The sequence below is a fragment of the Pseudoalteromonas phenolica genome, from assembly GCF_044788725.1.
In the GTDB taxonomy this organism is placed as follows: Bacteria; Pseudomonadota; Gammaproteobacteria; order Enterobacterales; family Alteromonadaceae; genus Pseudoalteromonas; species Pseudoalteromonas phenolica_C.
This window is the reverse complement of record NZ_CP173162.1, coordinates 53,751-74,639: the sequence shown is the minus strand read 5'-3', so window position 1 is coordinate 74,639 and position 20,889 is coordinate 53,751. Positions and strand designations below refer to the sequence as shown.

Genomic DNA, 20,889 nt, shown 5'->3' with positions numbered 1-20,889 from the left:
TAAGGGGTATAAAAATGAAGTTCAGTTTATTAGCGATTATTGCGCTACTATTTTCTAGCCAACTATTGGCACAACCTGAGCAAATTTTTTTGCTACGCCACAGTGAAAAAGCCAGCGGCAGTAACCCATCATTAACGGATAAAGGTAAGCTCAGAGCCAACAACATTGCCAAACAACTAAAATCAGCCAAACCAACACAGCTCTTCAGTACTGATTACAATCGAACTCAACAAACTATCGCGCCACTGGCAAGGGCAACTTCACTCAAGGTACAAAGTTATAACCCGAGAGAATTAGTACAATTTGCTGGTGAGTTAAAGTTATTAAATGGTGTAGCCGTGGTAGTTGGTCACAGCAATACAACGCCTCAACTTGTAAAGCTGCTGTCTGAGCATCGAGTTAACATTGAAGAAGATGAATACGACAAATTGTATGAATTACGTTTACATAATGGCCGTTATACACTCATTCGTCATAACGTATCTACAAAAAACAATTAGCCCCCACCGATAAAGATTAGTGAAAAATCGGCAATCTATATCTATGCTTTATAAAAACCATAAAGCATAGAACACCATGAAGGTTCAAGAATCCATAGTCATTCCGGCAACAAAAGAGCAAATATGGCGAATCATCAGCGATATACGCCATGCCCACCAACATATTTCTGCCATAAAAAGCCTAGTGATTATTGAGCAACCTAAAGAGGGGCTTAAAGGGTTAAAATGGCAAGAAACCAGAACCATGTTTGGTAAAGATGCCAGCGAGATAATGTGGATCACAGAGTCTGAAACGAATGTGTTTTATAAAACAAAAGCGCAAAGTCACGGATGCGATTATTACTCCGAAATGCGCATAACCGAACACAAAGAACAATGTGAACTTATTATGAGTTTTAAAGGTGAGCCACATACTCTTTTTGCAAAATTCATGAGTGCCATCATGTCTCGTTTTATGGTTCAACAGCTCAGAAAAACCATTCAGGCAGATTTAGAAGATATAAAAAATGCAGTAATGACTGTTCATAATATTAACCACTAAAGGAACTCAGGCTAACTAAATCAAAGATAACTGCTCTGCAAAAATTTCATATAGTCCGGCTTGTGCTTGCTCAATTGATTGCGCAGCAAATCCTAGGCGAATATGACTTATCTCGCCATCATTTGGTTTTAAAGAGCGAACTGAATTTGCATGGTAAAACTCTTCTTCTGACTGAAAATAAATCCCCTTTGCTCTCGCTTTAGACTTAAGGGTGACCACATCTTGATGACAGTTTAGCCAAAATGCCATTCCACCATCTGGTTTGGTAAATGAAAGAGATAACCCTTGCTTTTGCAGTGTTGTAAAAGTGTCAGCCATTGCGTTCCAGCGTGCTTTATATGACTTCGTCATACGTTTTAAATGACGTTCAAACTCACCTGTTTCCATCCAATGTGCGACCGCAAGTTGCATAAAAGCATCATTTTTATGATTGATGAGTTTCTTTAAGGCTTTTAAACGCGACAAGACGGGTTTAGCCGCATGCATATAACCCACTCTGGCACCTGCACACATTATCTTTGAAAAAGTCGATATATAAATCACAATGCCTGCGGGATCATCTGCAGCCATAGGTTGTAAAGGCTGGCATTGATAGTGGAATTCATGATCGTAATCATCTTCGACGATCAGCACTCCATATTGATAGCACAACTGATAAATTTTTAATCGCCTAGCAACGGGTAAAGTCACTGTTGTAGGGTATTGATGTAGAGGTGTTAAATATAATAGTTTGATTTTTCTTAACTTAAACTGCGCTTCTAAATCATCAACACAAAGCCCTTGCTCATCTTGTTTAATGTCTACTAATGCCGCACCGCAGCTTTCAAAAGCCATTCTTGCCGGTGGATAGCCTAAGGTTTCAATAGCAACAAAATCCCCCAGATTGATAAACGCTTTAGCAACTAAAAACAAGGCTTCTTGGGAACCATTGCATATAAGTAAGTCGTTTATATTTAAAGCTCTTGCTTGACCTAGATAAGAGATGATTTGACCCTTTAGCGCTGGTAAGCCTGCACTGTCAGAATAATGCATATCATGGGCATTGAATTGCCTTGCAGACATATTCAATGACTGTTTAAATGCCTGCTTAGGAAATGCAGCTAAATCAGGCATTCCGCCAGCAAACACATGGGTGAAAACCGATAAATCTACTTCATTAAAATCATAATCTGGTTTTGCGAACGCATAAGAAAATGCTTTTAAAGGCAGATCTTTTTTGTACTGAGCGCTAGAATCTATAGGCAGCTCTGAACTCACAACATAGGCTTTTCTTTGCTCGGATCTAAGCCAGCCTTCCGCCACCAAACTTTGTAAAGACATCATCACAGTATGACGATTAACTTCGTAAAAATCAGCCAATGCTCTGGCTGAAGGTAACCTTGTATCAGGTAGTAATACACCCGTTTTTATAGCTTCGCGATATGCATTAATAATCTGCGAATATTTCGCTTGGGTATCGTTAAAATCAATATCTAGTGGTTTCATTGCGGGCTAATTTCTTAAATCGCTTTCACGGCGTTAGTCGAGGTATAAGTCATATCGGTCACTGAGGTGAATTTACATTTTTGATGATAAATTAATGATTTGCCAGCCCGCAACCTTGTCATTTATATACCCTGATTGACGATAGGCTTTTTCTATTTCCCCCTTCTTTTTCAAGATTTTTAAGCCCTTTTGTAGGGCCTCTATCAGAGGTTGACTCTGAGCTGTATATCGAGAAACCGCGAAATGCCGACTGTCGGGCATTATTACTTTCAAGTTATTTATCGGCAGATAAGTTTCGCCATTATGCTGAAAGCTCAAATCTTCACTGTTATTAAAAGGGCCCAACATTACATCTGCACGTTTTTTAAAAAGCATATCTAACATGGTTGTATATTTACCGGTGTGATATACCCCATTAAAATTTAATTGTTTAAGTATTTCCCAGTCATGTTGCCAGTTTTGATTCGACACTGCGACAAGCTTTATTAAGTCTGCGGGACCATCAACAGATAACACTGCATTGTTCTTACTATGTGTATAGAGACCAGCCTCGGCCCGGCCTTTTTCAAGAATGGCATTACTTATGTGTAGTTTGTGCTCAAACTGTTTTATTTCATTCAGCCAAAGTGGCGTGGCACTTAGATGGATCAAGCCTTGCTCCATAAGCTTGATCCTACGAGGTTGATGGTCTACTTGAATATAGTTAATGGGTAAATCAAAACCACCTAAACGGATAGCCTTCACTAGTAAAGCGTGCTCTACAACATCTCTTGAAGCGGCTAAGCCGCTGTAGTCATCAATTTCTAAGATCTGACGATTATCAACAAACTGATAATATTGCGCTTTAATATCGTCTTGTATAGCAATAGTGATACTACTACTATCAATTTCGGCTTTGCTATGGGGGTAGAACAAAAGGCAAAAGAGAATTAAAAACAAGCGGTTCATATTATTCCTTAACTTTTTCATCGCATTGTCATTAAATCTTAATTCAGGACTTTACTCAATAATAAAAAGCACCATAACTGGTCTAGCAGTTTTTATAAAACTGGTTGTATTTGATTAAGCCAGATAGCTCTAAAGTAACTTAAAAATTAATTTAGAGGCAAACCATGTTTAATTTAATAACTTTAGAAACCGATAAAGTGAAGCTCACTCCATTGACACAAGATCATTTAACAGGCTTGCTTGAAGCCGGAAGTCATCCTGATATTTGGCGCTGGGTATTTAATAATTATTGTAAAGACAGTGCCACCCTCACAACTTGGTTTGAACAAACCGCTCAATTTGATAGCAAGAACCAACTGGTCATGGCAATTATTTGTAAGCAGACAAATAATGTAGTTGGGACAACCCGCCTTTTCCGACTAGATGAGCAAAATATGAGCGTAGAGATCGGTCACACATTTATTGCAAAATCAGCCCAAAAAACGCATATAAATACCCATTCAAAATATCTATTACTGAATTACGCATTCGAACAATTAAAATTAGTAAGAGTGACATTTTGTACGCATGAAAATAATCTCATCTCACGTAATGCTATTGCCCGATTAGGTGCACGTTTTGAAGGTTTAGCTTATAAACAACGTAAGCTCGTCGATGGCTCTTACCGCAATACCGCTATTTTTAGTATTACTGACGATTTGTGGCCGACTGTGCGAGACAATTTATTACAAAAGGCACAGCAGACAGAGTTAGCCTAGCAGCACAAAAACAAACCCATTTAATTGATTTAACACAATAATCAGGGTGTTTTTATAACGCATAAAAACACCTTCTGATCTTCATCAAATAGACTTGAAAATGTCTGATTTTTCGTACTTATCTTGTTTATAAAACAACCTTATTTGACTATATTGCCCTTCTTGCATAAATGGACAGAATGCCCCATGAATATAAGTCGAACCCAAGAAATACATTTAAAAAAAGAAACCTTTTTATTATCTACCACAGATCAAAGTAGCCGCATTACCTATGCAAATGATGCTTTTTGCGATGTATCTGGTTTTAGTACTGAAGAAATGTACGGCAAGCCACACAACCTAGTGCGCCACAGTGATATGCCTAAAGCTGCTTTTAGTAATCTATGGGAAACAATTCAAAGTGGTCATTCATGGATGGGTCCCGTTAAAAACAGAAGCAAAGATGGTCGATTTTATTGGGTTAATGCTTTTGTTACGCCAATAAAAAATGAGCAAGGCAAAATTGTTGAATACCAGTCAGTGAGGACTTACCTAGACGACAATGTCAAAAAGCGAGCTGAATGTGCATATCAAAAAATACAAGCCGGGCAAGTTGCAAACCGATACTATGATAGTACCAAGTGGGTAACTTATGGGCTGCTAGCTGCTTTTCTGCTTGCTTTAATTACTTTAACCTTAGCCCCATCATTAAGCTTTTTCGCTCTGACATCTTTGTTATTTGTCACAGCTTTCATGCAACTTAGGTGGCGTAAACGCTATTTATACACGCTTAAAGAAGCAAAAGCGTCTTACGACAATCCACTTATGTCATTCCTTTACTCTGGACATAACGATGCTGTAGGCTCCCTTTCTTTAGCAATAAAAATGCAACAAGCAAAGGTAAGAGCTGTAGTTGGCCGAGTAAACGATGAATCACTTAGAGTGAACCTCAATGCACAAAAGAATACCCAAAGTGGTCAACAAGTTTCAGAGCTTTTAAAGAAGCAAAATAACGAAGTACAACAAATGGTGCAGTGCATGCAAGAATTTACAGTCACCATTGAAGAGTTAAATACGAATGTAGAACGAGCCTCACGCGCTGCAATGGCTTCAGAACAACACACTCAAGATGGTAAATCATCGGTAGATAAAGTTATTGATGCCATACATCATTTAGATGAGCATTTAGCTGAGGTTAACCAAGCGGTGTCGCGCTTAGTCGCTGGTAATGAGAAAATACATGGTATTTTAAACGTGATAAATTCAATTGCCGACCAAACTAATTTACTCGCGCTAAATGCTGCGATAGAAGCAGCAAGAGCTGGAGATCATGGTAGAGGGTTCTCCGTTGTTGCTGACGAAGTTCGAGCTCTGGCCCAAAAAACACAAGCCTCAACAGAAGAAATCACCCAACTGGTTCAAGAGCTCAATGAAGTCTCGCAAAGTGCTGTAAGCTCAATGGACCAAGGTAATTTACTTTCGAATACCAGCGTTACACTTGCCAGTCAAAATGGCGAGAGTTTATCAACTATTCAATCGCATGTTTCAGAACTTGCCGATCTTAATCGCTCTGTTGCAGCAGCCATTGAGCAACAATCTATCGTAATAAAGCAAATTAACTTAAATGTTGAGAGCGTAAGTGAACTGGCCGACTTAGGTGGGCAACATGGTCAGCATTCTCATAACTTAAGCCAAGAATTGTTAAGTCAAATCGAGCAGCAAACCAAACTCATCCAGCAATTTTGCTAACATCAAGTTGCGTGGCTTATATCACGCAACGCCCATAAATTGAGTGATTTTTGTACTACATTGTTTGCAAATCATAAAACGCTAAATCTTAATGTTGACCAAATACTTTATTTAAAACCTCCTCAGAGCGATCGCTTAACTGTTTTCAGCGTAATGACTTGTACCAACTCACGCGAGGTCAATACCATGCTGTACTATTTAATAACTAGTCAAAACTACAAAACCTTCAGAAACATTGAAGATAAAGTAAAAGGAATTGCCTACGTTGAGGACATTACTCACCTGTGTAACCACGAACCACACCTTTGGCACAGTTGGCTAACGAATAAGGTCGCTCAGCTTGTTAAAACTGAATCATTATTTGCGCTGCTCGTCGTCATTTCTATATGTATTGCAGCCTCTGTGACTAACCTGTCATCAGGTCTATTTGTGGTTGGCGGTATCGTTGTTGTGCTCTTTAGTATCTGGGTTTGTGGATTAATTGGTATCGAGCAAGTTTCTCATTACGTGTCATGCCAAGATATGTTTAAAGATAAAGAAGATGCACTGAATTTGTATAAGGTAAAAATTTAATTTAAGCGGGACGAGTCCCGCTTTCAAACTATTACTGCTGGTTAGACAATTTTTCTTTTGCAGCTTCTACTTTTGCAAAATCAAGACCTAACTCTTCTACAGCCTCTTTAATTAAACCTGGGTTTTGCATCACTAAACCCATTAATTGCTGTAATTTGTCTTGTGGAATTCCTAATTGCTGAACCACTGCCATAGCCATCAACGGGTTTTCAGTTAATGTTTCAAATAGGCTTTTAATTTGCTCGTCAGCTATGTTGTGCTCTTTTAATATTGCGATGATTGGATTCATTATTTTGACTCTAATTAAATTTATACTTTTAAATTTGGGCTAAGTACTGTTTTTCAACTCTCACCATGCTTTTTATTATATTTATCTAGTGCCTGTTGTACTTTTTGAACAAGCTCTTTATCAGTTTTTAAACTGAAGGCCAGGCAGGCTCTGCGGTTATCTATTTCTTTCACCTCAATGACTTTTCTCAACATTGAATAGTCGTAACCTAGTTCTTTCATTCTTTCTGAAGCCGTATATTCAGTTTGTAGAATAAAATCGACTCTACCAGCAATAAGTTTACGCGGACTCGAGCTTGGATCTGAGGTTAAATCTAAATTTTCACCCGGTTTAAAGCCCGCATTTGTCAAATACCCTTCACTCACACTGCCTCTAACAATGGAAATCAAATAGTGTTTTGCATCTTCTAAAGAATCTATTTGAATGTCATTTCTTGTTCTTAAAGTAAATAAATACTCTTTAACAGGAGCCATAAGGGGACAAACCCATTGGAACAAGTTTTCGCGCTCTGGTGTACGATAAATAGAATAAATCATAGTATTGGCTTGTGTCTTTGCTAAATGCATTGAACGTAACCAAGGATAACTATTGAGGGTGTAATCGACGCCTGCATCAGTAAGCACAGCACGCACTTTAGCCGTAGAACGACCAACTAATTGACCTTCAGAATTAGTATAGTTGTAGGGCAACCACTCTTCAGTGACAACCTGCAGTTTATTCGCGGCAAATACCTTAAAACTTAAGAGTAGTATCAAACAAAATAATAGTCTCATTGAATTCCCAAGGCATATATTGGACGAATTATCTTAACACGAAAAATACTTTTTAACGGTCAAAAAAAGCATCAACGGCAAAAGCTATCAATTCATCAACTTGCGATTCGAATTCTTCTAAAGGTTTTTCAATTTTAAGGAAATAACTTTCGATTTGGCTTTGTGACAGCTTGCGATTCATTAAAGAATATTCTTTTTCGTCCAGCAACTTATCGTACCTAGGCACAAAAGCAAAAAGTGCGTAGCTAGGAGGTGGGATTTTTTTCGCAGCAAACTGGCAAAACTCTTCAATATAATCAATACCATCAGGACCCAAGCACCCTGGCTCAACACGATATAGTAATTGGATCCTCATGTCTTTGTTCATTTTAATTACCTAAAAAACACTACCTTTTTGATTTTGCCCTTTTCAATTTGGTAGCTTGTTACAAACTCAGATCGCTTGTCGACCACATCAGCAGCTTTACTGCAAATTTCAGAGCTTTCATGATCTATCACGATGCTGCCATGGGTAATACGCTTAAGTGATTTTGATCTAAGACATTTCATTTTCTTAAACATCAAACCATAGCGCTTAATTAAATCTTCTTTACCCGTAAACATTAATTTTTGCGGATACATATAGAACTCTACATCATCTGTATATAAAGCCAAGAATGATTTAATGTCTTGTTGATTATAGGCAACAATTAACTGATCGATTACTTTTTCTGCCGCTAACTCTTGCTCTGTCTTCGCGTTATTTAAAGCAGTTGATTGTTCTTCAAAAGCTGGGTTTGCTTTTATGCTAAACGTAACGATTAAAGCAGCTATAAAACTTAAAATTCTCATAAGTACCTAAATAAAACACAATATCGCTGGCAACCTTAACAAATCCCATCCTTTATTCATAGCTTACCAATATTGTTCGACTGATATATGACCAGGTTCAGAACGTCTGTGTCTTTTATATCCAAGCGATTGTAACAATTGAGAAGTTTCTTTTACCATGTCGGGGTTTCCACAAATCATAAAATGGGAGTTTTCAGGTAAAGCTTGCAAATTAAAATAGCGCGCAACAGCATTCTGTTTAATTAACTCTGTAATACGCCCTTGCAAGCCATGCTCAGGTTCTTCTCTGGTCACTAAAGGTAAATAAGTAAATTGTTTAAACAGCTTCTCATGGGCTTGAATAAAATCTTGATAAGTAAGATCGTTATTATATCTAGCACTATGGATCAGAATCACTTTTTGATATTTATCCCACACCTTGCCATCGGCTAAAATAGATAAAAAAGGTCCGATACCGGTACCCGACGAAATCATCCAAAGTACATCTCTTTGCGGAGATTCTTCAATAGTTAAAAAGCCATTAGCTTTCGCTTCAACATCAATACTCGCCCCAACTTCAAGTTCAGCGAGTCCTGATGTCAGTTTGCCTCCCTCAACTTCAGTCAGATAGAACTCAAGCACGGGATCATTTGGCGCATTAACATAGGAGTAAGCTCGAGCAATACGTTTATCACCGATCGTCATCGCTAATTTAGTAAACTGCCCAGCTTGAAAGGGCGCAACATCTGCAGCGACTTTGATACTAAACAGTGACGGTGTCCACCAATTTACCTCAGTGATTTTTCCACTAACCCATTGAGACATATAAAAGCTCTTTTAGATTAAACACACTATAACTGTGGCAGAAAGCAACGATATGTCAAAAATCTCAACGGCTCATAAATTTTAGACAAAAAAAAGCCACACTATACAGCGTGGCCTTTTGGGGTGTGATTCGCTTCAATTTGGGCGTGTCTCCAAAAATCAGCGATTACGTTACCAAGGAACTTTTTGCTCAAAACCCAACGAGCAAATAACAACTTAAAACTGTTTTACAAAATCGTTAGATTGACTCTAAAGCAATCTTCACCATTTCGTTAAATGTACTTTGTCTTTCTTCTGCTGGTGTTGCTTCACCAGTAATAACATGGTCACTTACTGTGAATAATGCCATTGCTTTAGCACCGTACTCTGCTGCAACGCCGTACATGCCTGCCGTTTCCATATCAACAGCTAATACACCTAACTTGTCTAGTTCTTCATAGAAAGAACCATCAGCTTGGTAGAAAGTATCTGTCGTGAATACATTACCAACTTTCGCTTCAATACCTAGTTTACGTGCTGCGTTAACACCGTTTTCAAGTAAACCAAAATCAGCAATTGCTGCGAAGTCATAACCACGTACACGTGCACGGTTTACATTTGAATCTGTACTTGCACCTTGTGCGAAAATAACATCACGGATTTTGATGTCTTGACTAATACCGCCACAAGTACCAATGCGGATCAGATTTTTTACGCCATAACTAACAATTAGTTCACGTGCATAAATAGACATTGAAGGAATGCCCATACCAGACCCCATTATGCTTACTGGTTTACCATTATAAGTGCCAGTAAAACCATACATGTTACGAACACCAGTTACTTGACGAGCGTCTTCAAGAAAATTTTCTGCTATATATTTAGCGCGTAAAGGGTCACCGGGCATTAATACCGTTTCAGCAAAATCACCATTGTTCGCATTGATATGAGGAGTACTCATTCTCTTTTCCTTCTTACGCCTTGATTAGGTCGTCAGCAAAGCTGTCGCCGTAGTCAAGTGTTGATAAATTAAACCACTGGGCAAGGGTTTGACCTATGTCAGCAAAACTTTGTCGTTCGCCGAGTGCGATATTGTCAATCCCCGGTGTATAAGCCAGAACCGGTACATATTCACGGGTGTGATCAGTACCTGGTGCTGTTGGATCGCAGCCGTGATCTGCCGTAATAATTAATAAATCATCTTTTTGCATTTTATTAAGTATTGTTGGTAGGTAATCATCGAATTGCTTAAGCGCTTCGGCATACCCTACGGCATTACGTCTATGACCAAATTTTTCGTCAAAATCCACAAGGTTTGTGAAAATCAAACTGTGATCAGGGGCGCTGTCGATGATTTCTGAGGTTTTCTCAAGTAAATTCATCAAGCCTGGCGCTTTATGCTTCTGAGTAATGCCTTGATGGGCATAAATATCAGAAATTTTACCTATGCTGATCACTTCACCACCATCTTGCGCCAACTTATCTAATAATGTTGGTGCAGGAGGTAGCACAGAATAATCTCTACGATTACCTGTTCGCATAAAGTCGGCACTCGAAGTGCCTATAAATGGCCGCGCAATCACTCGCCCTATATTCATATCATCAAGCAGTGCCCGTGCGATTTCACATACTTGATAAAGCTTGTCAAGGCCGAATGATTGCTCGTGTGCGGCTATTTGGAACACACTATCAACTGAGGTATAACAAATTGGCATGCCCGTTTTTACATGCTCTTCACCCAGTTGTTCTAAAATAACGGTACCTGAACCGTAACAGTTGCCTAAAATTCCTGGAATTTCAGCACGCTTGCACAATTCAGCAACAAATTCTTCAGGGAAACATGGCTGTGTATTAGGGAAATAACCCCAATCGAACAACACAGGTACGCCTGCCATTTCCCAATGGCCAGACGGCGTATCTTTACCACTTGAAAGCTCTTTTGCATAACCCCAAGCCGCCATTGGCGCTGAGCGTTCTGCTACTTCACATGCTTCTTTACCCGCTGCTTCGCAAGCATCTACTAAACCAAGTTTAGTTAAATTAGGTAAAGGAAGTGATTCACCTTTTTCTTTTTTGTAAGCAGCTAAAAGGTGTGCAAGGGTATTTGCTCCTAAATCTCCAAATTGTTCTGCATCTGGAGCGGCACCTACGCCTAAGCTGTCTGCCATCAGGATAATTGCTCTTGCCATAATTTACCTCTTAACTTATAGCTAATTTGGAGAATCAATTGTTGCCTCCGAATCAGTGTTGAATACTTTAATAGTTGGTTAACAATAGCGTACAGGACATAAGTCCGCTTTTAAAATTAGACGCTAAATGTCACGAAAATGTCATAAAAGTTCTGTTTTTAGCGGGCGGACATAAGTCCTGTCACAGAAACATCAAAATCGCTAAATTTGCTCCCTAAGCGAAGCAAAAGAGATTATTCGTGTCTTTTTTGCTATTGTGATCTTCCGAGTGAATCAACAGTTGGGTGTGAACTTTAGTGACACGAACAATTATAGCTATTGCTGGTGCATCTGCATCGGGCAAATCTCTTTTTACGCAAACTATTTATAATGAGCTTGTTAATGAGCTAGAAGATGGTTCTATCGCCATCATCGAAGAAGATGCCTATTATAAAGATCAATCGCATTTACCGTTTGAGCATAGAACACAAACAAACTATGACCATCCGGATGCATTTGAACATGAACTTCTTAAATCGCATTTAGAGCAATTAAGATCTGGTCAGTCTGTTGAAGTGCCAACCTACGATTATGCCCAGCATACACGTAGTAAAGACACACGACAGGTTAACCCTGCAAAAATATTAATTGTTGAAGGCATTTTATTACTCAGCGACCCTGAGTTATGTAAAGAGTTTGATATAAAAGTATTTATTGATACGCCTCTTGATATTTGTTTACTGCGTCGCACGCAGCGAGACATAGAGCAGCGAGGCCGAACACTACAATCTGTTGTGGAGCAGTATCAAGCAACGGTAAGACCCATGTTCTATCAATTTATAGAACCATCTAAACATTCTGCTGATTTAGTGGTTACACGCGGTGGCATGAATCGCGTGGCGATTGATATAATTAAAAGCAAGATAAAATATTTGCTACAAGAATAAAAACGGGAATTTACCATGACAACAATAATGAGCCTAGTGGGCATGATGGCCCTACTGGGTATTGCATTTGCAGCGTCAACGAATCGCAAAGCTATTAATTTGCGTACTGTTGGGGTGGCGTTTGCACTACAGCTTTTTATAGGTGGTTTTGTACTATTTGTGGAAGCTGGCAGAAACATACTTGACCAATTATCAAGCAAAGTATCAGCGGTAATTGGGTATGCAGGAGACGGTATCGAGTTTTTATTCGGCTCTCTTGCCAAAAGTGACAGTAATATTGGTTTTATTTTTGCGATCCAAGTATTACCGGTCATCGTATTTTTCTCTGCGCTAGTCGCAGTGCTTTATCACCTAGGCATAATGACATGGGTTATTAAGATTTTAGGTGGTGGCTTACAAAAATTGCTTAAAACGTCTCGTCCGGAGTCGCTTTCTGCAACAGCTAATATCTTTGTGGGACAAACGGAAGCACCTTTAATTGTAAAACCGTTTATTCCAAGCATGACCAAGTCAGAGTTATTTGCTGTGATGGTAGGTGGCCTTGCAACCGTAGCTGGTTCTGTTATGGCAGGTTACGTTGCAATTGGTGTTGAGCTTAAATATTTAATTGCTGCCAGCTTTATGGCTGCACCGGGTGGTTTCTTAATGGCAAAAATGATCGTGCCAGAGACAGAAACACCAAAGCAAGACTTATCAGATGTTATGTCTGATGAAGAAAAACCAGTAAATGTGATCGATGCAGCTGCATCTGGTGCGTCAAGTGGTATGCACTTAGCACTGAATGTAGGTGCCATGTTGCTTGCTTTCGTAGCATTAATTGCATTATTAAATGGTTTGTTAGGCGGAATCGGTGCTTGGTTTGACCATCCGACTCTAACATTACAAGAGATTTTAGGTTACGTATTCGCACCAGTTGCATGGTTACTTGGTGTGCCTTGGAGCGAAGCTGTAACGGCCGGTAGTTTTATCGGACAAAAGCTAGTAGTTAACGAATTCGTTGCTTATCTAGACTTTATGAATTATCGAGAAGGGTTAAGTGCACATACACAAGCAATTGTCACATTTGCGTTATGTGGATTTGCTAACCTTTCATCGATTGCAATCTTACTAGGCGGACTTGGCGGTATGGCGCCAAGTCGAAGAAAGGATATCGCACGCTTAGGGCTCAGGGCGGTTTTAGCAGGGTCAATGGCTAACCTAATGAGCGCCGCAATTGCAGGGTTTTTCCTCTCGCTAGCTTAGAAACTTAACGAGATTTCCCTAAAATTTGCAAAACAATTGGTTGGTTGCTTTAAGGGGTTAAAGTAACCACACTAACTTGAACGATACTTCACCAAAGGGCCTTTATGGCCCTTTTATCGTTTCTACTTCTTAATATGACTCTTAAAAAAGACCTCTATTATATCCCTAAGCATAAATAAAACATGTTAGTATGTTGATTGAATTTATTTCCTTTGTGATTTTATTTTATGGACTCTGAAAACTTTCATCATATTCAAAATCAGCTATTAAGAGCAATTGAAGCGTTAGAAGCAGACAATGAATCTGACTACCATAAAATAAACAAGCAACTCATTGTTGAGTGCGCTAGCAATAATGAGGTACTTGCAAACCTACTTCTTCACTTTCAATCTTTCAATGACCTTTCAAATCAAAGTTATTGCGCTTTTTACTTACTCATTAACCACGACATTTTAGAAATAGAGTTAGTAAAAAACTTTTTTAGATACCATAAAGTATCTGATGATTCGACAAAAAATAAGTTTGTAAATTCGATCGTGAAAATAAAAGACGAATCGTTAATATCTGATTTTGCAGCACAGATGATTAGTCAAAACCATTTTTCATTCTCTGAGCAACTACTTTTAACTTATATTAAGCAACATTCTTCAAATTCGAAGAAATTAACTAATTTGTTAATTAGATCCAGAATTTATCAAAAGAAAAAAAAACAAGCGTTAGAAACCATTACAAAAGCTTTAGCTGATTTTCCTAATGACTTTGTCATAAATTATAATTGTGGTTTATTCTTTGAGGAGCTGGGTGATAAAAGCAATGCTATAAAACAATATCAACATTGTTTATCTATCGAACCTAAAAACGCTCTTACAGTAGCAAGGTTGTTAGAGCTTAAAGCAAACCATTCAGATGAACTATTAGAGACCGCAAACGAACTACTTAGCTCTAGAATTACCAAACAGGAAAAACAAACCTTACAATTTGCAATCGCGTTTGAGCTTGATAGGCAAGGTTTTTATGAACAAGCATTTAATTTTTACAAAGCGGCAAATGACTCAATCCAAACGAATTATGATGCCAACTACTTCGACGTGCTTGTAGAAAAAATAAAGAATCACAGCTCAGTAGTTAAAACTGCAAATGATGACACACCTATTTTTATTTGTGGCATGTTTAGATCCGGTTCAACCTTAATCGAGCAAATTTTAAGTGCACATTCAAAGATAAGAAATGCTGGAGAAGTGAGTTTTTTTAGCAACATTATCAAGCTAGAAGAAAACGATGAAAAATATTTATCGACCCTAATAGATAAATCTCAACTCAATGAGCTTGCAAAGGAATACAGCACACACATAACAAACGAGTTTGGCAATATCAATCATACAACCAATAAACATCTACATAACTACTTATATATCGATTTGATAATTAGCCTTTTTCCTAATTCAAAAATTGTCGTAACCAAAAGAAACAAGCTTACAAACATTCTGAGTATATACTTTCAGCATATGAATAATACGCTGCCCTATGCTAGTGATCTAAAAGCCATCGCCCATCAATATGATATTCAACAAAAATTGGTCACCCACTTTTCCAAAAAATATCCTAATAATATACAAATAATAGAATATGAGTCACTCGTTACTGACTTTCAGCAAAACATAGAGTCTCTACTGGCATTTTTAGGGTTAGACTATGAACATCAAATGAGACAATTTTATAAATCAGACAACCTTGTTTCTACTGCCAGTGTTTGGCAAGTAAGACAGCCTATTTATACATCTTCAGTAGACCGTTTCAGCAATTATAAAAACTATATAGACATTTAAGCTAGATTCGCACATTGACCATGGGTGCTATGCTTAATTATTAAGCATAGCACCCACCCTCAAAAACCAGCTATTTAGATTTCATACAGGGATTTGTATATAATTGACCAGCAAGATTGTTAATCATTAAATTGTAATAAACACTTCAACTTCCCCTGCTTTAAAAAGTTTTCTAATGACAAGAACAGCGGTTTTGGCAGTTCATCTAAGGCGAACCATTGCCAACCTAGACACTTATTTGGCTCCATGATTTCAGGCTCGCCTTCTACACCATTTGCCACCACGTACAAAGTCACATAATGTTTATTTAACGGATTAAAAACATCGTTAGAAAAACCTAACTGACTTACGTCAGAAACTTTCAAACCAGTCTCTTCTAACGTTTCTCTGATTGCACAAGCCGCTATTTCTTCACCCATTTCTAGATGACCACCGGGTGTGGCCCACGTATTCGCTCCATGAGCACCAATACGTTCACCGAGTAGAATTTTGCCATCACGAATAATGACAACTGCGACACCCACTCGAACATGTTCTGACATAATATTTGCCTTAATTATTTATTATTTTATTAAACACAAAAAAGCCGCTTTGCAGCGGCTCTAAATTAATAAGAATTTATTTCTTGGTTAATACGGCGGCATAAAAACCGTCATACTCAGAGTTAATTCCCGGTTGCAGGTTTAACTCTTCTAGTAATTCAAAGTTTGGATTGTTCTCTAAGAATGCCTGCACTTGCTGTTGGTTTTCACTTGGGAAAATAGAGCACGTCGCATATACAAGCTTGCCACCGACTTTACACATCTGGCTGTAACGCTGCAGAATTTCAGCCTGCAAACTGATCAGAGAATCAATATTTCCAGGTTGCAAATGCCATTTTGCATCTGGGTTACGGCGTAAAACCCCCGTGCCAGAACATGGTACGTCTAGTAACACGCGATCAAACTTTTCTTTTAAGCGCTTAATCGTTTTACTGTTTTTGATTAAACGCGTTTCTAGCATGTGCACCCCAGCACGCTTAGCACGTTTTTTAAGTGCATCTAGCTTATGCTGGTGAATGTCCATCGATAAGATGTAACCTTTATTTTGCATTAGATCAGCAAGGTGTAAACTCTTACCACCCGCGCCTGCACACGCATCAACAACGCGCTGGCCCGGTTTTACATCGAGTAATGGTGCGATCTGCTGTGAGCCGGCATCTTGCATTTCAAACCAGCCTTTGCTGAATGCATCAGATTTAAATAAATAGCCGTATTCTTCAACCTCTAAACAGTTGTCTTGTTCAAGCACTTTTGTGATTGATTGACTCTTTTTCAAAGACGTTTGTAACGTTTCAACGTCGGTCTTCAAGGTGTTTACACGTAAGTAAGGTTTCGCAGGTACGTTCAGTGCCTGTGCGATATTAACCCAATCATCACCAAGCTCTTGCTCAGCGCGCTGCCAAAGCCAATCAGGATAGCTTTGTTGCTCTGCAGGTGTGGCCTCATCAAGGTTTGCTTTTAATGCTTCAACATCTAAACCTGCAAACTCAGACCAATTTGGTAACTCTACGCCGTTTAAAAGCTGATAGGCCTCAAAGTGTAGCCACGGCCAATTCTCATCTGAAGTGTCGATATCAAGTGCCGTATTGAGCTGGCGGTGATAACGGATCAGCTCATAGCAATGCTGCACATAATAAGCTTTGGTTGCTTGATTCCAAAAAGCTTGGTTTGCAAGGCCAGCTTCAATTGCTTTATCAGCGTACTGCTCTGTTTCAAAAACTTGTTTAATACAGCTAATAATGGCTTCAACACATTGGCTATCGTTTAACACTCGCCTAACTCCTAAATTCAATAACGACGCGGATTGTAGCTGATTTTCAGATAAGCGACGAGCACTATCCACATAAAACATGTTGGGCGCTCATTACATTTGCAACAGTTCATTACAAATTCGAACTTGTATGCCCTTCAATTCAACCTAAGATAAAACCACACCAAGTTCGAGCAAAGGAATTTAAAATGAAACATACGCTATTATTTATAGCTGCAATCGGCGCTTCCTATTCAGCAATGGCTGCCAAAGATATCCCTATAAAAACCAATCGCAGTCTGATTGAAACTAAAAGCCCAATAATGTTTGCCTATCATGATGAAGACGCAAATTTAGCTGAACTTAATCTTGAAAACATGGAGTTTACTAAGCTCGAACTACCTAAAGATACTTTTGGTTTTGATTACGGTAAGCTTGCTGGCTCATCTAAAATCACCGCTTTTGTCATGAATAAAGAAGGTATTTTTGCTGTCGATAAACACGGTGCTAAGAAGGTACTCGCAACCAATGCACTGCTTTCAAAACTCGAATTCGACGAGTTCGAGAAAATCAATTTTATTAGTGACATTGACAATGATGGTTTGAGCGACATTGTTCTGCCAGATTTAACTCACTCAGAGATTTACATTCAAAACCCTGACAGCAGCTTTACCAAACACACATTCAGCACTGAGCCTAAATTTTCGGGTAATTTTAGCAGTGGTAAATTGCGCCTAGACATTGACTTAACCATGGTGCCAAAAGTATTCGACATAAACCAAGACGGCTTTAACGATTTAGTGTTTCATGACAGAGAAAAAATCGATGTACTGTATGCCAACAAAACAGGCTATGAAAACGCGCTTAAGCCTTTAAAACTACCTGTTGAGACGGGCAAACTTGATGACGTAGAAGCGAATCGCCGCATTGCAAAATTACTCGATATCAACAATGACGGTAAACTCGACCTTGTCACGCGTTATGCACCGATTGTTGAAGGTATGGACTCACTCGATGTTGAACTAACCTTTCAGGTATTCTACGGACAGAACAATGGCGAATTCTCTGCAACTCCGTTAACTTTGCCTAAGGCTTCTGGCACCAGCCGTTTCGAGTTCGATAACGACTTTAACGGCGATGGTAAAAGTGAATTACAAAAATTTCATGTCGACTTTGGCCTAAGCACCATTGCCTCTATGGCACTAGGCGGCGGTAGCACTGATGTTGATGTAGAAATTAGCTTTTATGCGCAAAAGCCTGACGGCACCTTCTCTGAAGAGCCAGACTCTGAAAAAGAAGTTGAAATGGAAATTGGCATGAGCAGTGATGAAATGGCACTAACTTACTATGCTGGCGATATAAATGGTGATGGTAAACAAGATGCGGTGTTCAAAACCGGCAGTAAAACGCTCAGTGTCTACTATGGCAATGCCGAAACTGTGCTAAATAAAAAGCGCGGTAAGATCAAACACAAACTACCTGAAGATGGCAATGACATTAAGCTGGTCGACATCAACAATGATGGCAAACACGATTTTGTACTTAGATTTCAAGATGATGACGGCAAAAGCACGATTACCACGATCCTAAATTAACAATCACTCTTTCTATTAAATGTGGCAAAACAACAAAAGTATTGCCACACACTTCTTTGTTTTTCTTAGTCCTTTTTCATTAAAGCATCTAAGTATCTGATGAAATTACTAAAAACCTAATTGATTATGGATATATAATTAGGCAAAGTATCTGCATTATTTAAATTATCCTACTAATTCATTAATACAAAATAACCTCGGGAATTTTTTTACAAGGAGAATGCACGTGGCATTTGATTACGGTTCCATTGATTTAGGACTCAAAAATCCATTCAAATTAGAAGGCAAAGTCACAGCCTTAAGAGGCATTATTCAAACAATTACAGGCATGACACTGCTATTTTTTGCTGCTGGTATTGTTAAGGAAGATCAGATCTCAGGCTGGATCTTGATGCTATTCGGTATTTTGATCTTAGGTATAGGACTAAAAACTGCGGCTTCAGGCATATACGCAACTCTGAGGTACTTCGTCGGCAGAAATCACCCAACTTCTCTCGCTTATAACTTTAGTAAGTCGGAAAGTTCAACTGCACACAGTGAAAAAAACGATGTTGCCTACAGTGCAAAAACATTAGAAGAAATGCTCGTTGGCCGTAAAAATAGCACTTTCGTCGAGCCAAAAGGCTTTTTATCTAGACTACTTCATAGCCTTTTTCCAAAATTATTATTCTTACCTTATCCTATTAGAAATATGACACAGCGTGTTTTTAGTGCTTGGGTAAGCTCTATCGTCGCTCTGGTATCTTTTGGGTTAATAGCATTTGTCTCTTTAACGGGTTTTGCGGGTGAAGTGGGTGAATTAGCTTTTCCTGTTTATAGCTGTTTTTTAATGCTTTTTATCTTTTTTACATGGCGCTCTGCAGGCAGACCTATTGCAAGAAAGGCAGAAAGCAGCATTGAAGCACTGGGCAGTGCCACCTTTACAAAGATCATCGCACTTTCTATTGTTTTGCCTTTGACTATTGGCTTGGCAATGTCGTTTTTGATGAAACAAACGGGCTTTTCTAAACAAGATATCGAACAGTTTTTAAGCTTACTGCCAAATTTCTATTCTGGTTTCTATCTCATTGGCATTGTTGCGTTATCTCTTATTTCGACAATTATCGTTAGTACTATGATTAAGGCAAGATTAAACAAAGTAGATCCTGTCACCGAAGTATCTGAGCTAAGAGAAAATTGGCAAGAGTCAGTACATCCAAATGAAATTTTCATCAATTTGGATAACTTAGTGATGGCAAACCGTCGTTATCGTGAAGTTCCCAACCGAGTTTATAAAGAGCTAGATCCAAAGTTACAAGAACAAGTAGATGGTAAAGGTGGCTTTAAAGGTGAAATGATCCAAGAAGTACAACCAAAGTACTCCCCGTTAAACCTTGGAAAAACATTTGAACTTTCACGCCTCGTAGCCCTGCTATCTGGTAATCTAATGTATTTAGTTGCTCTAGTTTTCACTGTGTTACTTGCTTATAAAGCGATTGATTTGGTTAATTTTATTGGCAACCAGAATATAAACGATTTAAAAACTGCTCTAAACTCAACAAACTTATCGCAAACTGCGGGGTTGTTAGTCGCCATGGTCAACCTGCTTTTGATTGCAGGAATTTTAAAAGCATTTGCACGCTTACTGTCTAATGCTGCACATGTTTTCTTTGCTGAAATGCAGTTTGAATCATTATTGGTGTATTTCAAATGTGAAGGAACCTTTACTGAGTCAAAAATTTCTACAGGTACAGGGATCCATGACTCAACTAGATCAGAAAACACCTTAGTCAGAAGTAGTATTACTCCTTGGGTAATTGTATCTCGAATTGTTAGTTCAACTTTTGCAGCAACTGGTTTGAAAAATTTAGAACATCCTAGACATATACTAGAAATGCATAAAGACGAAGAGCAGTTAAGTGCTATAAAGGGCGATATTGTTGGCTTCTTGAAAGATAGAGAATCTATTGCATCAATCACCAGTGAAAGAGATTTAGGTAATGCCTCACAGCTATATCAACTAAACCAACAAACTAGAGCGATGAATAGTCAGAGCATTTCACATAAACAGGAAGAAGAAGCTGCAGTTTTTTTGCGTGCAGAACAAACTGAAAGTGAAAAGTAAGATAGTC

Annotated in this window: 21 protein-coding genes; 10 read left to right on the top strand and 11 right to left on the bottom strand. The window is 38.6% G+C overall.

What is annotated here, in order from left to right:
- Nucleotides 1-14: 14 nt before the first annotated feature.
- On the top strand, nt 15-500 hold the full coding sequence (locus ACH784_RS17950; RefSeq protein ID WP_404396132.1) for a SixA phosphatase family protein: 486 nt from the start codon (nt 15-17) through the stop codon (nt 498-500).
- A 76-nt stretch (nt 501-576) separates the two neighbouring features.
- On the top strand, nt 577-1,041 hold the full coding sequence (locus ACH784_RS17945; RefSeq protein ID WP_404396130.1) for an SRPBCC family protein: 465 nt from the start codon (nt 577-579) through the stop codon (nt 1,039-1,041).
- 15 nt (nt 1,042-1,056) lie between these two features.
- Here the strand turns inward: ACH784_RS17945 and ACH784_RS17940 are convergent, their stop codons facing one another.
- The gene (locus ACH784_RS17940) at nt 1,057-2,526 is read right to left on the bottom strand and encodes a PLP-dependent aminotransferase family protein (RefSeq protein ID WP_404396127.1); all 1,470 of its coding nucleotides are present in this window, start codon (nt 2,524-2,526) and stop codon (nt 1,057-1,059) included.
- Between the two features lie 72 nt (nt 2,527-2,598).
- Nucleotides 2,599-3,474, bottom strand: a complete 876-nt coding sequence (locus ACH784_RS17935) for a hypothetical protein (protein ID WP_404396124.1) — start codon at nt 3,472-3,474, stop codon at nt 2,599-2,601.
- 164 nt (nt 3,475-3,638) lie between these two features.
- Between ACH784_RS17935 and ACH784_RS17930 the strand changes: the two genes are divergently transcribed.
- From ACH784_RS17930 to ACH784_RS17920, 3 genes are all read left to right on the top strand, one after another.
- Nucleotides 3,639-4,232, top strand: coding sequence for a GNAT family N-acetyltransferase (locus ACH784_RS17930; RefSeq protein ID WP_404396121.1), 594 nt, complete (start codon nt 3,639-3,641; stop codon nt 4,230-4,232).
- A 186-nt stretch (nt 4,233-4,418) separates the two neighbouring features.
- Nucleotides 4,419-5,960, top strand: a complete 1,542-nt coding sequence (locus ACH784_RS17925; protein ID WP_404396119.1) for a methyl-accepting chemotaxis protein — start codon at nt 4,419-4,421, stop codon at nt 5,958-5,960.
- 186 nt (nt 5,961-6,146) lie between these two features.
- Nucleotides 6,147-6,533, top strand: a complete 387-nt coding sequence (locus ACH784_RS17920) for a hypothetical protein (protein ID WP_404396116.1) — start codon at nt 6,147-6,149, stop codon at nt 6,531-6,533.
- A gap of 31 nt (nt 6,534-6,564) precedes the next feature.
- On the opposite strand, the gene ACH784_RS17915 is transcribed toward ACH784_RS17920, so the two are convergent.
- The 7 genes from ACH784_RS17915 to ACH784_RS17885 form a co-directional block, all read right to left on the bottom strand.
- Nucleotides 6,565-6,822 (bottom strand): DUF2999 family protein, encoded by a 258-nt coding sequence (locus ACH784_RS17915; RefSeq protein ID WP_404396114.1) that lies wholly within the window; start codon nt 6,820-6,822, stop codon nt 6,565-6,567.
- Between the two features lie 53 nt (nt 6,823-6,875).
- Nucleotides 6,876-7,595, bottom strand: a complete 720-nt coding sequence (locus tag ACH784_RS17910) for a substrate-binding periplasmic protein (protein ID WP_404396111.1) — start codon at nt 7,593-7,595, stop codon at nt 6,876-6,878.
- A gap of 52 nt (nt 7,596-7,647) precedes the next feature.
- Nucleotides 7,648-7,962, bottom strand: a complete 315-nt coding sequence (locus ACH784_RS17905) for a hypothetical protein (protein ID WP_404396108.1) — start codon at nt 7,960-7,962, stop codon at nt 7,648-7,650.
- Nucleotides 7,963-7,967: 5 nt separating this feature from the next.
- Entirely contained in the window at nt 7,968-8,426 is a 459-nt protein-coding gene (locus ACH784_RS17900) for a nuclear transport factor 2 family protein (RefSeq protein ID WP_404396106.1), read from the bottom strand.
- A 63-nt stretch (nt 8,427-8,489) separates the two neighbouring features.
- Nucleotides 8,490-9,230 carry a ferredoxin--NADP reductase gene (locus ACH784_RS17895; protein ID WP_404396104.1) on the bottom strand — a complete coding sequence of 247 codons (741 nt, stop codon included), beginning with the start codon at nt 9,228-9,230 and terminating at the stop codon, nt 8,490-8,492.
- A gap of 238 nt (nt 9,231-9,468) precedes the next feature.
- Nucleotides 9,469-10,170, bottom strand: coding sequence for a purine-nucleoside phosphorylase (gene deoD, locus ACH784_RS17890; protein WP_404396101.1), 702 nt, complete (start codon nt 10,168-10,170; stop codon nt 9,469-9,471).
- A 13-nt stretch (nt 10,171-10,183) separates the two neighbouring features.
- Complete coding sequence (locus ACH784_RS17885) at nt 10,184-11,398, bottom strand: phosphopentomutase (protein WP_138560210.1); 1,215 nt, start codon at nt 11,396-11,398, stop codon at nt 10,184-10,186.
- 296 nt (nt 11,399-11,694) lie between these two features.
- Between ACH784_RS17885 and udk the strand changes: the two genes are divergently transcribed.
- From udk to ACH784_RS17870, 3 genes are all read left to right on the top strand, one after another.
- On the top strand, nt 11,695-12,324 hold the full coding sequence (gene udk, locus ACH784_RS17880) for a uridine kinase (RefSeq protein WP_404396098.1): 630 nt from the start codon (nt 11,695-11,697) through the stop codon (nt 12,322-12,324).
- A 15-nt stretch (nt 12,325-12,339) separates the two neighbouring features.
- Nucleotides 12,340-13,566: a NupC/NupG family nucleoside CNT transporter gene (locus ACH784_RS17875; protein WP_058032251.1), complete on the top strand. Its 1,227-nt coding sequence runs from the start codon at nt 12,340-12,342 to the stop codon at nt 13,564-13,566.
- Between the two features lie 227 nt (nt 13,567-13,793).
- Nucleotides 13,794-15,392, top strand: a complete 1,599-nt coding sequence (locus tag ACH784_RS17870; RefSeq protein WP_404396095.1) for a tetratricopeptide repeat-containing sulfotransferase family protein — start codon at nt 13,794-13,796, stop codon at nt 15,390-15,392.
- Nucleotides 15,393-15,511: 119 nt separating this feature from the next.
- On the opposite strand, the gene ACH784_RS17865 is transcribed toward ACH784_RS17870, so the two are convergent.
- Both ACH784_RS17865 and ACH784_RS17860 read right to left on the bottom strand, forming a co-directional pair.
- Entirely contained in the window at nt 15,512-15,934 is a 423-nt protein-coding gene (locus ACH784_RS17865; RefSeq protein ID WP_404396092.1) for an NUDIX hydrolase, read from the bottom strand.
- 76 nt (nt 15,935-16,010) lie between these two features.
- Nucleotides 16,011-17,285 (bottom strand): RsmB/NOP family class I SAM-dependent RNA methyltransferase, encoded by a 1,275-nt coding sequence (locus ACH784_RS17860; RefSeq protein WP_404396089.1) that lies wholly within the window; start codon nt 17,283-17,285, stop codon nt 16,011-16,013.
- 107 nt (nt 17,286-17,392) lie between these two features.
- Here ACH784_RS17860 and ACH784_RS17855 point away from each other — a divergent pair, with 107 nt between their 5' ends.
- Both ACH784_RS17855 and ACH784_RS17850 read left to right on the top strand, forming a co-directional pair.
- Nucleotides 17,393-18,778, top strand: a complete 1,386-nt coding sequence (locus tag ACH784_RS17855; RefSeq protein WP_404396086.1) for an FG-GAP repeat domain-containing protein — start codon at nt 17,393-17,395, stop codon at nt 18,776-18,778.
- 226 nt (nt 18,779-19,004) lie between these two features.
- Nucleotides 19,005-20,882: a hypothetical protein gene (locus ACH784_RS17850; protein ID WP_404396083.1), complete on the top strand. Its 1,878-nt coding sequence runs from the start codon at nt 19,005-19,007 to the stop codon at nt 20,880-20,882.
- Nucleotides 20,883-20,889 lie beyond the last annotated feature (7 nt).

What these genes read in the sequence shown, in the direction of transcription:
- ACH784_RS17885 (WP_138560210.1), bottom strand. Translation starts at nt 11,398, where the DNA reads ATGGCAAGAGCAATTATCCTGATGGCAGACAGCTTAGGCGTAGGTGCC.
- ACH784_RS17905 (WP_404396108.1), bottom strand. Translation starts at nt 7,962, where the DNA reads ATGAACAAAGACATGAGGATCCAATTACTATATCGTGTTGAGCCAGGG.
- deoD (WP_404396101.1), bottom strand. Translation starts at nt 10,170, where the DNA reads ATGAGTACTCCTCATATCAATGCGAACAATGGTGATTTTGCTGAAACG.
- ACH784_RS17945 (WP_404396130.1), top strand. Translation starts at nt 577, where the DNA reads ATGAAGGTTCAAGAATCCATAGTCATTCCGGCAACAAAAGAGCAAATA.
- ACH784_RS17860 (WP_404396089.1), bottom strand. Translation starts at nt 17,285, where the DNA reads ATGTTTTATGTGGATAGTGCTCGTCGCTTATCTGAAAATCAGCTACAA.
- ACH784_RS17875 (WP_058032251.1), top strand. Translation starts at nt 12,340, where the DNA reads ATGACAACAATAATGAGCCTAGTGGGCATGATGGCCCTACTGGGTATT.
- ACH784_RS17900 (WP_404396106.1), bottom strand. Translation starts at nt 8,426, where the DNA reads ATGAGAATTTTAAGTTTTATAGCTGCTTTAATCGTTACGTTTAGCATA.
- ACH784_RS17950 (WP_404396132.1), top strand. Translation starts at nt 15, where the DNA reads ATGAAGTTCAGTTTATTAGCGATTATTGCGCTACTATTTTCTAGCCAA.
- ACH784_RS17910 (WP_404396111.1), bottom strand. Translation starts at nt 7,595, where the DNA reads ATGAGACTATTATTTTGTTTGATACTACTCTTAAGTTTTAAGGTATTT.
- ACH784_RS17855 (WP_404396086.1), top strand. Translation starts at nt 17,393, where the DNA reads ATGAAACATACGCTATTATTTATAGCTGCAATCGGCGCTTCCTATTCA.
- ACH784_RS17940 (WP_404396127.1), bottom strand. Translation starts at nt 2,526, where the DNA reads ATGAAACCACTAGATATTGATTTTAACGATACCCAAGCGAAATATTCG.
- ACH784_RS17915 (WP_404396114.1), bottom strand. Translation starts at nt 6,822, where the DNA reads ATGAATCCAATCATCGCAATATTAAAAGAGCACAACATAGCTGACGAG.
- ACH784_RS17930 (WP_404396121.1), top strand. Translation starts at nt 3,639, where the DNA reads ATGTTTAATTTAATAACTTTAGAAACCGATAAAGTGAAGCTCACTCCA.
- ACH784_RS17895 (WP_404396104.1), bottom strand. Translation starts at nt 9,230, where the DNA reads ATGTCTCAATGGGTTAGTGGAAAAATCACTGAGGTAAATTGGTGGACA.
- ACH784_RS17920 (WP_404396116.1), top strand. Translation starts at nt 6,147, where the DNA reads ATGCTGTACTATTTAATAACTAGTCAAAACTACAAAACCTTCAGAAAC.
- ACH784_RS17935 (WP_404396124.1), bottom strand. Translation starts at nt 3,474, where the DNA reads ATGAACCGCTTGTTTTTAATTCTCTTTTGCCTTTTGTTCTACCCCCAT.
- ACH784_RS17925 (WP_404396119.1), top strand. Translation starts at nt 4,419, where the DNA reads ATGAATATAAGTCGAACCCAAGAAATACATTTAAAAAAAGAAACCTTT.
- ACH784_RS17870 (WP_404396095.1), top strand. Translation starts at nt 13,794, where the DNA reads ATGGACTCTGAAAACTTTCATCATATTCAAAATCAGCTATTAAGAGCA.
- ACH784_RS17865 (WP_404396092.1), bottom strand. Translation starts at nt 15,934, where the DNA reads ATGTCAGAACATGTTCGAGTGGGTGTCGCAGTTGTCATTATTCGTGAT.